At 71.4% G+C, this 12,542-nt stretch carries 11 protein-coding genes; 6 read left to right on the top strand and 5 right to left on the bottom strand.

Translation table 11 applies throughout. From position 1 onward, the window contains the following. Positions 1-90: 90 nt before the first annotated feature. Complete coding sequence (locus ON33_RS42195) at positions 91-252, top strand: hypothetical protein (RefSeq protein ID WP_169336776.1); 162 nt, start codon at positions 91-93, stop codon at positions 250-252. Positions 253-352: 100 nt separating this feature from the next. Here the strand turns inward: ON33_RS42195 and ON33_RS04975 are convergent, their stop codons facing one another. Then, positions 353-670: a DUF3017 domain-containing protein gene (locus ON33_RS04975; RefSeq protein ID WP_051151653.1), complete on the bottom strand. Its 318-nt coding sequence runs from the start codon at positions 668-670 to the stop codon at positions 353-355. 38 nt (positions 671-708) lie between these two features. On the opposite strand from ON33_RS04975, the gene ON33_RS04970 reads away from it, so the two are divergent. Beyond that, the gene (locus tag ON33_RS04970) at positions 709-1,173 is read left to right on the top strand and encodes a tRNA (cytidine(34)-2'-O)-methyltransferase (protein ID WP_040855798.1); all 465 of its coding nucleotides are present in this window, start codon (positions 709-711) and stop codon (positions 1,171-1,173) included. 16 nt (positions 1,174-1,189) lie between these two features. Here the strand turns inward: ON33_RS04970 and ON33_RS04965 are convergent, their stop codons facing one another. Then, positions 1,190-1,453, bottom strand: a complete 264-nt coding sequence (locus ON33_RS04965; protein WP_051151652.1) for a DUF167 domain-containing protein — start codon at positions 1,451-1,453, stop codon at positions 1,190-1,192. A 151-nt stretch (positions 1,454-1,604) separates the two neighbouring features. Here ON33_RS04965 and ON33_RS39330 point away from each other — a divergent pair, with 151 nt between their 5' ends. After that, on the top strand, positions 1,605-2,585 hold the full coding sequence (locus ON33_RS39330; protein ID WP_051151651.1) for a hypothetical protein: 981 nt from the start codon (positions 1,605-1,607) through the stop codon (positions 2,583-2,585). A 124-nt stretch (positions 2,586-2,709) separates the two neighbouring features. Here ON33_RS39330 and ON33_RS37945 read toward each other — a convergent pair whose 3' ends face one another. Beyond that, positions 2,710-4,698 carry a protein kinase domain-containing protein gene (locus ON33_RS37945; RefSeq protein WP_051151650.1) on the bottom strand — a complete coding sequence of 663 codons (1,989 nt, stop codon included), beginning with the start codon at positions 4,696-4,698 and terminating at the stop codon, positions 2,710-2,712. 90 nt (positions 4,699-4,788) lie between these two features. Next, entirely contained in the window at positions 4,789-8,145 is a 3,357-nt protein-coding gene (locus tag ON33_RS04950) for an error-prone DNA polymerase (RefSeq protein WP_040855677.1), read from the bottom strand. A gap of 181 nt (positions 8,146-8,326) precedes the next feature. Between ON33_RS04950 and ON33_RS04945 the strand changes: the two genes are divergently transcribed. After that, positions 8,327-9,313: an SDR family NAD(P)-dependent oxidoreductase gene (locus ON33_RS04945; protein ID WP_040855676.1), complete on the top strand. Its 987-nt coding sequence runs from the start codon at positions 8,327-8,329 to the stop codon at positions 9,311-9,313. Between the two features lie 21 nt (positions 9,314-9,334). Here the strand turns inward: ON33_RS04945 and ON33_RS04940 are convergent, their stop codons facing one another. Then, positions 9,335-9,865, bottom strand: coding sequence for an amino acid--tRNA ligase-related protein (locus ON33_RS04940; RefSeq protein WP_040855674.1), 531 nt, complete (start codon positions 9,863-9,865; stop codon positions 9,335-9,337). Positions 9,866-10,093: 228 nt separating this feature from the next. On the opposite strand from ON33_RS04940, the gene imuA' reads away from it, so the two are divergent. Together imuA' and ON33_RS04930 are read left to right on the top strand one after the other, a co-directional pair. Continuing rightward, positions 10,094-10,834 carry a DnaE2-dependent mutagenesis accessory factor ImuA' gene (gene imuA', locus ON33_RS04935; RefSeq protein WP_040855673.1) on the top strand — a complete coding sequence of 247 codons (741 nt, stop codon included), beginning with the start codon at positions 10,094-10,096 and terminating at the stop codon, positions 10,832-10,834. Positions 10,835-10,915: 81 nt separating this feature from the next. Beyond that, on the top strand, positions 10,916-12,526 hold the full coding sequence (locus ON33_RS04930) for a DNA polymerase Y family protein (protein WP_083868613.1): 1,611 nt from the start codon (positions 10,916-10,918) through the stop codon (positions 12,524-12,526). Positions 12,527-12,542: the final 16 nt, after the last annotated feature.

Below are 12,542 nucleotides of genomic sequence, written 5' to 3'. Positions count from 1 at the left end.
CGTGCTTCCGGTTTCGCCCAGATGACGCCTCCGTAACCGGCTGCGCGGAATACGTGTGCGGAAGGCCCCGCACACGTAATGTATTCAGGCATGACCGCCGCATTCGATGATATGGATCTACGCGATCTCGTCGATCTGCTCTCCGAGGACGAGCAGCGTGAACTTCGCCCGGCCATACTCCGTGTCCTGCACAGACTCCCCGACCAGGAAGTGTTGCGCCGTGAACTCGGCCGCCGCATGACCTCGGTCTAGCAATCCCCCAGCGCCGCGGGTTCACCCCCGGCGGCAAACCCTCTCCGATCGAATACCCAGCGCCGCGACCTCCCGGTCGCGGCCCCGACCTCGGCGCGGTCTAGGTGACGCCGAGGCTGCTGATGGTCGCGGCCAGCACGATGATCGCGCCGCCCAGTACCGTCAGCCAGGCCACGTCGAAGCCCTTGCTGCGCACCGCGAGCAGACCCGCCCGGTCGGTCGGCAGCACCAGCCGCAGTGCCGCGGCCAGCAGCGTCCCGCCGCCGAAGAAGAAGGTGCCGCGCCGCCAGCGGTCCCAGGCCAGGAAGACCACGGCCACCACCAGCACCACCGCCACCAGCAGGATGGGCAGATTCTCCCGGACGAACTCCCCCGCACGACTGCTACGGCTCTCGGGTGCGGCATGGGCTGGACTCACCGCACGAGCTTATCCGGCCCTCTGCGATGCTGGAGCCCGTGTTCCATCTCGTGTTCTTCGAACCTCGCATCCCCCCGAATACCGGCAATGCCATTCGGCTGGCGGCCGGCACCGGCTGCGAACTGCACCTGATCGAACCGCTCGGCTTCGACCTGTCCGAGCCGAAGCTACGCCGGGCCGGGTTGGACTACCACGACCTGGCCGTCGTCACCGTGCACCCGAATCTCGCCGCCGCCTGGGATGCGATCGAACCCGAACGGGTTTTCGCGTTCACCGCGACCGCCACCACCCACAGCACCGAGATCGCCTATCGCTCGGGCGATGTGCTGCTGTTCGGGCCCGAGCCGACCGGGCTGCCCGAGGAGGTGCTCGCCGATACGCGGGTCACCGAGCAGCTGCGCATTCCGATGCTGCCGGGCCGTCGCTCGATGAATCTGTCCAATGCCGCGGCGGTCGCCGTGTACGAAGCCTGGCGGCAGCTGGGATTTCCGGGCGCGGTCTGAGTTCTCCGGTCCCCGGTCAGTCGTCGATCTCGAAGCGTTTGAAGCGGGAGGTCGCGCCGCCGGTCAGGCGGACCGCGGACTTGGGGACCCCGTAGTGGGCGGCCAGCAGCTCGATGGCGGCCTTGTTGGCCTTGCCCTCCACCGCCGGGGCGCGCACGTACAGCTGCAGCGCCCCATCGTCGAGAATCTCGACCAGGGGTCCCTTCTTGCTGCCGGGCTTGATGGTCGCCCGGACCACTGTGGCCACGCCGCGCTCCCTTCCTGACTCGTCGAGGCCCATTGTCTCGGATGCGTCCGGGGTCAACAGCCGGGGTCTGCGATAGAAGCCACAGGAAACGGGGTAAGCGGGGGAGGGCGTGAAGCCGTAGTGTCCGAAGGGCGGGGAGGCGGAGCGGTGCCGTGGCGGAAGGTCGCCCGGAAAGGAAAGCAAGATGGTCAAGCGTCTCGTATTACTGCTGTCGGCCTTACTGGGGGTGATCCTGCTGGCGACGGGGACGGCCGCGGCCGGACCGGTCACCGTGCACGACGACTCCAAGGTGCTGGATGTCGCCAAGGTGACGAATGCGGCGAACCAGCTGTCGAATCCGGTGCAGATCTTCACCACGGAGAAGTTCTCCGACGATCACGGCAAGTTCGATCAGGAGGCGCAGAGCCACGTCAAGGATCCGGCGGACGTGGTGCTGGCCATCAACACCAAATCCAAGTTCCTGTCGATCCGCACCGGCTCGAACTCGCATATTCGCGAAACCGGTTCCGCCGGAACGGCATTCAAGAACGCCTTCGGCAGCGGTGATTACACGGGCGCGACCGTCGCGGCACTCGGTGCGCTGAAGTCGGCGACCGACCAGGCCGCGCCCACCAGCGCCCGGGCCGGCAATCCGGCGCCCGCGCCCGCCGCCAAGCCCGAGTCCAAGAGCAGCGGCTGGGGCTGGCTGGGCCTGCTGTGCCCGATCGTGGTCATCGGCGGCATCATCGCGGCGGTCGTCGCGTTCCTCCGCCGCCGCCGCGGCAATCCGCCGCCCCCGCCCGCGCAGTTCGACGGCAGCGGTTTCGGTGGCGGCTATGCCCCAGGCGGTCCCGGCTACGGCGCTCCCGGGTACGGCAATCCGCCCTACGGCGGCGGGCGGGGCGGCATGAGCACCGGCGCGGCCGCGGGTCTCGGCGCGGTCGGCGGCGCGATCGGCGGCGGTCTGCTCGGCTATGAACTCGGCCGGATGGAAGGCGAACACGAGGAGCGCGAGCGCCACGACTACGGCCCGCCCCCGGAGTCCGGCGGTGGCTACGACCCCGGCCCGCAGCAGTGGGGCGGGGGCGGCGGAGACTACGACTTCGGCGGCGGGGGCGGCGACTCCGGCGGGGGCGGCGACTTCGGCGGCGGTGGCGACTTCGGCGGTGGCGGCGGCGACTTCTGACCGCTCACTCGCGTCGGCCCGCACCGATACCGGCTCCGCCCCGGCGGAGATCCTCACCCGAGGTGCGGGGCGCTCGTCTGCGCGGCCCGACCGACGCGGCGAACAGGCCCGCGGAGAAGGGCTTTCAGGACAGCGGCGGGGTGAGAGTCTGTATGCGGGCATGAACGGCACGCATGCGGTCGACGGAGGCCGGGTGGCTGCTGAGCAGGCCGGCACGGAGCGGTTGCGGGCCCGCGGCCATTTCGCGGTGGGCCCACGATTCCAGGACGGAGTAGAGGGCCGGCCCGTAGCCGAGGTCGACGGCGGTGCGGTCGGCGCGGAGTTCCTCGTTGCGGGACAGGGCGGCCTGGAGGAAGGGCAGGGCCAGCAGGAGCAGCACCAGGGCGGTCGCACCGACCGGGCCGACCGCGCGCTCCCCGGCGCGGAACACGCCGCCGACGATGCCGAGGCCGCAGCAGGCGAAGACCAGCCACAGCAGCGGGGCCAGCCGACTCAGCACGGCCGAAATCCCGGTCACCGCAAAGAGTCCCCAGCGCCAGGCCACGCGGGCGGGCGTGCAGTACCAGTGCGCCAGCAATCGTGCCGCGGCGTGGCCGCCCAGATGATGGCCGAGTTCGTGGGCGAGCACGGCCTCCAATTGCTGGGGCAGCAGGCTGGTCAGCGACCAGCGGGTCACCGACACCAGGTGCCCGGCCGCCGCGAAGGCATTGATCTGCCGCGAATCCTCCACCCACAGTGAGTATTCGGCCCCGTTGATGCCGGCGCGCGCGGTCACCCGGTTCCAGGCCGTGCCGAGCAGCGCCGCCTCCTCGGGCAGTGGCCGCCGCACCCGGTAATACCAACGCGCCAAGGTGTTCTCGACGGCGGGCACGAACACCAGTCCCCCGGACGCCAGCCAGGCCAGGGTGATCAGCAGGGCCCACACCCCGCCCAGCGTCGCCCCGAGGGTCAGCACGATGAGCAGACTCGTCAGGGCCGCGGGGACCGACAGCAGCAGCGAGGCGGCCGTGGACAGGTGCAACTGCCGCTGGACGGGCGGCGGCGCGAATCCCGCCACCGGTCCCCGGCCCGCATTCGGCGGCACATTCCCGGCGAGCCCGGTCCACGGGGTGGTCGGCACGGGCCCACCGCCATACACGCCCTGGTTCATCGCCGGGTTGCCGGGCGGCACCGCGTCGACGGGCGGACGTTCCGGCGCGGACGGCATTCCGCCTGCGGGCCAAGGGGATGCGCCCGGTCCGGACCGGGCGGGTGCGGGCGCCGCGGGCGAGGCCGGCGCGACCCGGGCGGTGGCGGTCAGAGCCTGCTGGGCGGCATGCGCGAAGGCGGTGCAGGAGGGGTAGCGCTGGGACGGTTTCTTGGCGAGTGCGGTGGCGAGGACCGCGTCGAGTGCCGGAGGCAGGTCGGGCCGGTGGCGGCGGACCGAGGGCGCGCCGGCCCGGAGATGGGCCTGGATGATGGCGGCCGGGTTGTCGGCGGGATACGGCGGCGTGCCGGTGAGCAGGTGAAAGAGGGTGCAGGCCAGGGAGTACTGGTCCGTGCGATGGTCGAGGGGGTGGCCGACCAGCTGTTCGGGCGCGGCGTAGGCGAGAGTGGCGGTGAAGGTGCCGGTGCGGGTCAGCCGGGTGGCGGCGTCGTGCAGCTGGGCGATGCCGAAGTCGGTGAGCAGCGCGCGCTCGGAATGCCCGTGTTCCAGCAGGATATTGGCGGGTTTCACGTCGCGGTGCAGGACGCCGCGGGTGTGGGCGTGATCGAGGGCCGCGGCGACCTGCGTGACGATCCGGATGGCGCCGGCGGGCGGCACGCGCACCGATTCGGCGTCGGTCCCGTCGATGTACTGCATGGCGATCCACGGCCCGCCGAGTTCGAGCCCGCGATCGTGCACGGCGACGATGTTCGGGTGCTCCAGCCGGGTCACCGCCTCGGCCTCGCGTTCGAAGCGGCCGCGAATCTCGGTGTCGGCGAACAGCTCCGGGCTCAGGAGTTTGAGCGCGGTCCAGCGCGGCAGCCGGGGATGCCGCGCCAGGTACACCGCGCCCATCCCGCCCCTCCCCAGCAGCCGTTCGATGGTGTATCCGGCGAAAACGTCCCCCCGCTGCAGCAAATCCCCCACCCCTGTACGTGATCGTCGAGCCGAACTGTACCGGCATCCTCGGATGCCGATCCGTTCGTGACAACCGAAATATGGTGCCGGCGGCCGTCTTCAGCGGAAGTCGCGGGAGCGGCCCTCGATGCGCAGGTCCATGCGCTGCAGATGGTCGGCGACGATGGTGACCGCGCCCTCCGCGTTCTGCACCCGCCCCCGGATGAGCAGAGCGCGCGCGGTGGTGGCCAGGCGGCGGTAGCGGGCCCACAGCCCGACCGAGCAGACCACGTTCACCATGCCGGTCTCGTCCTCCAGATTGAGGAAGGTGACCCCGCCCGCGGTGGCCGGCCGCTGCCGGTGGGTGACCGCACCGCCGACGAGAACCCTTGTGCCGTCGCGAATGTCGAGCAGCTGGTCGGCGGGAATGACGCCGAGCGCGTCGAGGCGCTCGCGCAGGAACTCGGTCGGATAGCTGCCGGGCGAGACACCGGTGGCCCACACGTCGGCGGCGGCCAGTTCCAGTGCGCTCATGCCGGGCAGGGCGGGGGCGGCGGTGGCCGCACCGGTGCCGGGCAGCCGGTCGGGCCGCTCCGCGGCGGCCGCGCCCGCCGCCCACAACGCCTCGCGCCGGGTGCCGCCGAGACTGGTCAGCGCGCCCGCGGTGGCCAGTGCCTCGGCCTGCGGCACGCTCAGTTCCACGCGCCCGGTCAGGTCGAGAAACGTGGTGTAGGGCCCGGTTTCGCGAGCGGCCACGATCTGCTCGGCCAGTTCGGCGCCGATGTGCCGGACCGCGGCCAGCCCCAGCCGGATCTCCATACCGCGCGCCTCGAGGGTGGCCTCGGCCAGGCTGTGGTTGATGTCGGGGCCGTGCACCACCACCCCGTGCCGGCGCGCGTCGGCGACCAGCGACTGCGGCGAGTAGAACCCCATGGGCTGGGCGCGCAGCAGCCCGGCGCAGAAGGCGGCCGGGTGGTGCAGTTTGAACCACGCCGAATAGAACACCAGCGAGGCGAAGCTCTGCGAATGGCTTTCCGGGAAACCGAAATTCGCGAAGGCGTACACCTTCTCGTAGATGCGGTCGGCCACCTCGCCGGTGATCCCGTGCAGGTCCCGCATGCCCTGGTAGAAGCGGGCCCGCAGCCGTTCCATCTTCTCCGGTGACCGTTTGGAGCCCATGGCGCGGCGCAGTTGATCGGCCTCGGTCGCGGTGAATCCGGCGACGTCCACGGCCATCTGCATGAGCTGTTCCTGGAACAGCGGCACGCCGAGGGTGCGTTTCAGCGAATTCTCCAGTGCCGGATGGTCGTAGTCGGGTTTCTCCCGGCCGTTGCGGCGCCGGATGTAGGGGTGCACCGACCCGCCCTGGATCGGTCCCGGCCGGATCAGCGCCACCTCCACCACCAGGTCGTAGAAGGTGCGCGGCTTCAGGCGCGGCAGGGTCGCCATCTGCGCGCGGGATTCGACCTGGAAGACGCCGACGGAGTCGGCGCGGCACAGCATGTCGTAGACGGCTTCCTCGCCCAGGTCCAGCCGGTGCAGTTCGATGGCGTGCCCTTTGTGCTCGGCCACCAGGTCGATCATGTAGTGCAGCGCGGACAGCATGCCCAGTCCGAGCAGATCGAACTTGACCAGTCCGGCCGAGGCACAATCGTCCTTGTCCCACTGCAGCACACTGCGATTGGCCATGCGCGCCCATTCGGTGGGGCACACGTCGGCGATGGGCCGGTCGCAGATCACCATGCCGCCGGAGTGGATGCCCAGATGCCTCGGGAGTCCCTCCAGTTCACCGGCCAGCGCGAGCACGGCATCGGGGATCTCGGTGTGCTTCTCCTCCGCCACTCCGGTCCAGCGGCTCACCTGCTTGCTCCAGGCGTCCTGCTGCCCGGGCGAAAAGCCCAGGGCGCGTGCGGCATCGCGCACCGCGGAGCGTCCGCGATAGGTGATCACATTGGCCACCTGCGCCGCGTACTCGCGCCCGTATTTGGCGTAGACGTGCTGGATGGCCTCCTCGCGCCGATCCGATTCGATGTCCACGTCGATATCGGGCGGCCCGTCCCGTTCCGGCGACAGGAACCGTTCGAACAGCAGTTTGTTGGCGACCGGGTCCACATTGGTGATGCCGATGGCGTAGCAGACGGCCGAATTGGCCGCCGAACCCCTTCCCTGGCAGAGGATGTCGTTGTCGTGGCAGAAGCTGACGATGTCGTGCACGACCAGGAAGTAGCCCGGAAAGTTCAGGGCGGTGATCACCTCCAGTTCGCGCTCCAGCTGCCGGTAGGCGTCCGGGTTTCCAGCCCGGGGGCCGTAGCGGCGGGCCGCGCCGCGCAGGGTGAGCTCGCGCAGCCACGAGTTCTCGTCGTGGCCCTCCGGCACGTCGAAGGGCGGCAGTTCGGGCGCGATCAGCCGCAGGTCGAACGCGCAGTCCCGGCTCAGCGCAACGGCATTCGACACCGCTTCGGGGCAGGCGGCGAACAGCCGCGCCATCTCGTCGCCGGAGCGCAGGTGCGCGCCACCGGTGGGCGCCAGCCAGCCGGCCATGTCGTCGAGGCTGGAGCGGGCCCGGATGGCGGCCAGCGCCATGGCCCGGCGCCGGTGCGGCGGGGCCGCGAAATGCGCTCCGGTGGTGGCGAGTACGGGCAGCCCGACCCGGTCGGCGAGGGCGATGAGCCGGGCATTGCGCTCATCGTCCTCGGGGATGCCGTGGTGGGTGAGTTCCACGCTCACGTGTTCGCGCCCGAAGCGTTCGATGAGATCGCGCAGGGCCGCTTCGGCCGCCGCGTCGCCCTGCCGGAGTGCCTGCCGCACAGTGCCTTTGCGGCAGCCGGTGAGGATGTGCCAGTGCCCGTCCGCCGCGGCGGTGAGCCGGTCCAGGTCGTAGCGCAGGATGCCTTTCTCGCCGGCCGCCATGTGCGCGGCGGCCATCTCCCGCGACAGCCGCCGGTATCCCTCCTGCCCGCGCGCCAGTACCAGCAGGTGCGGTCCGGCCGGGTCGGGGGTGCCGGTGCGCGGCTCGGAATTCAGTGCGTCCGACCCGGATTCGCGGCCGCGCCGCCGTCCACGCGGCACCAGGTGCGCGCCGGCGCGGGCCGCGGTGCCGATGGACAGCTCGGCTCCGAAGATGGTCGGCATCTTCCATTCCCGGGCCGCCTCCGCGAACCGCACCACCCCGTAGAAGCCGTCGTGATCGGTGAGCGCGAGGGCCTCCAGACCCAGTCGCACGGCCTCCTCGACGAGTTCCTCGGGCTGGCTGGCCCCGTCGAGGAAGCTGTAGGCCGAGTGGGTGTGCAGCTCGGCGTAGGGCACCGCCGATCGCGCGACCCGCCCGAGTTCGCCCGCCTCGTACTTCTCCCGCTTCCGCGACCAGGCGGGGCTGTCGCCCCCGTCGCCGTCGACCTGTCTGCGCGCCGGATCGGGCCGTCCGGACAGCACCCGTTCCATCTCCGCCCACGAAGGCGGGCCGTTGTGCCAGCCCATGACGCACCTCCTCCGCGATCCGACCGGTCTCGAGTATCGAACATACATTCGAAACCGATTGGTCTCTACAGCGGCACGCGCCAATTCCCCGAAGGTGGGTTCGAAGGTGGGCAACCGCACCATGGCGCAGTAACTTACTTTGGAGTAAGTTCTAGGCAATTCCACCTGCAAGGGAGCAGCGATGACCGATATCTCCGCAGATCACGACGCCGGCTACCGGGCCCGTCGGCGCGCCCGCCGCGACCTGAGCGGCAAGCACATCGTCATCACCGGCGCATCCTCCGGCATCGGCCGCTCGGCTGCGCTCGCCGTCGCCGAGAAGGGCGCGGTCGTCATCCTGCTGGCCCGTCGCGCCGACGAACTGTCCGCCGTGGTGGACGAGATCACCGCCGCGGGCGGCACCGCCTTCGGCTACCCGTGCGACGTCACCGATCAGGATTCGGTCGACGACACCCTGCAGACCATTCTCGACACCCACGGGCACGTCGACATGCTGGTCAACAACGCCGGCCGCTCCATCCGCCGCGCCGTGCACCGCTCCACCGACCGCATGCACGACTTCGAGCGCACCATGGCCGTCAACTACTTCGGCGCCGTGCGCATGACCCTGGGCCTGCTGCCCGGCATGCGGGAGCGCGGCGACGGCCACATCGTGAACATCTCGAGCGCCGGCGTCCAGGTCGCCACCCCGCGCTTCGCCGCCTACCTGGCCAGCAAGGCCGCCCTGGACATGTTCGCCGAGGTGACCGCGGCCGAAATGCGCTCCAGCAACATCACTTTCACCACCATCCACATGCCGCTGGTGCGTACCCCCATGATCACCCCCAGCGGCGACCAGGGCACCGGCACCCAGTCGCCCGAGTGGGCGGCGGCGCTCATCGTCCGCGCCCTCGCCGAGCGTCCCCGCCGCATCGACGTCCCCCTCGGCACCCTCGCCGAATACGGCGCCATGTTCGCCCCCGGTATCAAGGAGCGGGTCCTGCACCGCTACTACCGCGCCAATCCCGACTCCCCCGCCGCCAAGGGCGAGACGGTGCCCGAAACGGAGACCGGCGACATGGATACCGTTGCCCCGCAACGCCGTCGTCGCACCGTCCCGCCCGCGGTCCGGGTCACCGGCACCGCGCTGCGCCGCGCGGCCCGGCTGGTCCCCGGCACCCACTGGTGACCAGCCGCTGACCGGCCTCGCTCAGGGCCGCACCCGGTGGGTGTCGCGCGGGAAAAGCGTTGCCCACCTGATGTTGCCGGCCCCGAGCAGCCGCGACACCCACCGTTCCAGACCGATCGCGAAGCCGCCGTGCGGCGGCATGCCGTGGCTCATGGCCGCCAGATACGCCGGATACCGGGCCGGGTCGTCGCCACGCGCGGTGAGCGCTGCCAGGTAGTCGGCGTGCTCATGCAGGCGCTGTCCGCCAGTGACCAGCTCCAGACCCCGGAACAGCAGGTCGAAGGAGTTCGTCCAGCGCGGGTCGCCGGGCTGCGGATGGGTGTAGAAGGGGCGTTTGGCGGCGGGGTGGCCCTCGACGGCGAGGAAGTCGGAGCCGAACCGCTCCAGCGCCCATTTCCCCAGCAGCCGTTCGTGTTCCGGGGCCCCGGGAGGTGTGGGCGATCGGGTCCGTCGCGGTGCCACCACACCTTCACGACCGAGATCCGGCCGCCTCTGTTCGGTCGATTTCACGGTGACCAGCCGCCGCGGCTCGGAGTTCGTCACGCTCGTCATGACCGCCCGCCGATGCTAACCCCCACCCCGCGGCGAACGCCCCTCATTTTCCGGCCCTGATCCGGCCCGACCGGCCCGTCACGACCGGGACCTCGGCAGTGGGCCGCACCTCTCTTGACGCGTCTCGGGACTCGAGTTCTACTATTCGAACAAACTTTCGATTATGTTAGGTAGCTGAGTCGGTGCTGGCTCGTTGGGTTCCCGTCGACTGGGAGAGGTGGTCACTGGATGGGTGCGGCAGCGGAGGCTAGACGGGAGCAGCTGACGGAGCTGCGGCGGCGGATGGCCGCGATACCCGCGCGCGGCACGGAGTCCTCGGCTCATCGGCCCGTGTCCGAGGAGCCGCGGCGGGAGGCGCTGCCGGTGCCCGGCGCACTCGAAAACCTGTTGCCCGACGGTGGTTTGGCGAAGGGATCGGTGGTCGTCTACAACGGCGCCGGGTCCCTGATCTCCGGCTTGCTGGCCGCGGTGACGAGCGCGGGCGGGCATGCCGCGGTGGTGGGGCTGCCGCGGCTGGGGCTACTGGCCGCCGCCGAGATGGGGGCCCGGCTGGACCGGCTGGCCGTGGTCTCCGATCCCGGCCCGGACCCGCTCGAAGTTGCCTCCGTATTGCTGGATGGCTTGGATCTGGTGGTGCTCGGGCTGAACGGGCTGGCTGTTCCCATGTCCCGCGCCCGCATCCTCGCCGCGCGCGCCCGCAGCAAGAACTCCACGCTCATGGTGACCAACGGTTCCTGGTCCGGTTCCGCCCTGCACATCGACACCCGGGTCGCCGGATACAGCGGCCTGGGTCGCGGCTGCGGCCGGCTGCGCACGGTCCGCCTCGATGTCTCGGTCCGCGGCCGCGCCGCGCAACCCCGGCGCGGCCACCTGGCCCTCAGCCCCGCCGATGGCCGCGTCGAATGGGTCTCCACCGCCGACGCCGCTCCCGAGCAGCCGCTGCGGCTCGCCGGTCATGCCGCGTCCTGACCGCCTCGGCGCGCTGGGCAGCAGGGGTTTTCGAGTAAACGGCAAAGCCTCGAGAGCGGGTCGGCCGTGAAGGCGCGGCGGGTGCTGGTCGTGTGGTGCCTGGATTGGCCGGCGGTGGCGGCCGCCGCCGAGGCGGGTGCGGAGGTCACCCGCGCGGTGGCGGTACTCGCCGCCAACCGGGTGGTGGCCTGCACCGCGACGGCGCGAGCGGAGGGCATCCGCCGCGGCCTGCGCAAGCGCGAGGCCCAGGGCCGCTGCCCGGATCTGCTGATGGCACAGGATGATCCGGACCGCGACGCCCGCCTGTTCGAGCCCGTGGTGGCGGCGGTGGACGCGACCGTGCCGGGCGTGGAGGTACTGCGTCCGGGCATGCTGGCACTGTCCGCGCGCGGCGCGGCCCGGTTCTTCGGTTCGGAGGAGGCCGCGGCCGAACGCCTGGTGGACGCCGTGGCGGCGGTCGGCGTGGAATGCCAGATCGGCATTGCCGACGAGCTGTCCACCGCGGTCTTCGCCGCCCGCCGCGCCACCCTGGTCCCGCCCGGTAAGGGCGCGGAATTTCTTGCGCCCATGCCGGTTTCGGAACTGGCCGTGGAACCGGTGCTGGCTGCGCCGCAGCGCGTCGAACTGGTGGATCTGCTGCACCGGCTGGGCCTGCGCCGCATCGGTGACTTCGCGGCTCTCACCCCCGCCGAGGTGGCGTCGCGGTTCGGCGCGGACGCCATCGTCGCGCACCGCTGCGCCCGCGCGGTCCCGGAGCGCCCGCCCGCCGCCCGCCTGCCCGCCGCCGACCTGACCGTGGAGCACCGCTGCGATCCCCCGATCGAACGCGTCGACATGGCCGCCTTCGCGGGCCGCCTGCTCGCCACCGAGCTGCACACCAAGCTCTCCGCCGCCGCCGTGGCCTGCACCCGCCTGGTCATCCACGCCGAAACCGAAGCGGGCGAGGAGTTCTCCCGCAGCTGGCGCTGCGCCGAACCGCTCACCCCGGACAGCACCGCCGACCGCATCCGCTGGCAGCTCGACGGCTGGCTCACCCGCCGCGCCCTCGACCGCGGCCGCACGCGCCCGGCGCCGGGTACCCACGGCGACTGGGATTCCGGCCCGGACGCCGCCATCACCCTGCTGCGCCTGGAACCCGTCGAGGTGGTGTCGGCTGGCGCCCTGCAACTGGGCCTGTGGGGTGGGGTCGGCGAGGACGAGGAGCGGGCGCGCCGCGCGCTGATCCGGGTGCAGAGTCTGCTGGGCGGTGACGCCGTGCGCATGGGTGTGCTCAGTGGCGGCCGCGGCCCGCAAGAGCGCATCACCATGGTCACCCTCGGTGACGAGCCGGTGCCCGCGACCGATCCGGCTCAGCCCTGGCCCGGCCGGCTGCCCGAGCCCGCCCCGGCGCTGGTGCTCACCCATCACCCGGAGGTGCGCCTGGAGGCCGCCGACGGCTCCCCGATCTGGGTCACCGATCGCGGCCTGTTCACCGCCGACCCGGCCCAGCTGCACTGGGGCAGCAGCTCCTGGCGGCTGACCGGCTGGGCGGGGCCCTGGCCGGTCGACGATCGTTGGTGGACACACCGTTTCGAGCACGGCTTCGCGGCCCGCGCCCAGGTCCAGCTGGACGACGAGGACGCCACTCGCCTGCGCGCTCTGCTCCTGCTCGGCTACAACGGCGCCTGGCATGTGGAGGGTCTGTACGAGTAGGGGCTCGAATACACAG

Origin of the sequence: Nocardia niigatensis NBRC 100131 (assembly GCF_000308655.1) — a bacterium.
GTDB classification, from domain to species: Bacteria; Actinomycetota; Actinomycetes; order Mycobacteriales; family Mycobacteriaceae; genus Nocardia; species Nocardia niigatensis.
Note: the sequence above shows the minus strand (reverse complement) of the source record. Positions and strands in the feature narration are given on the sequence as shown.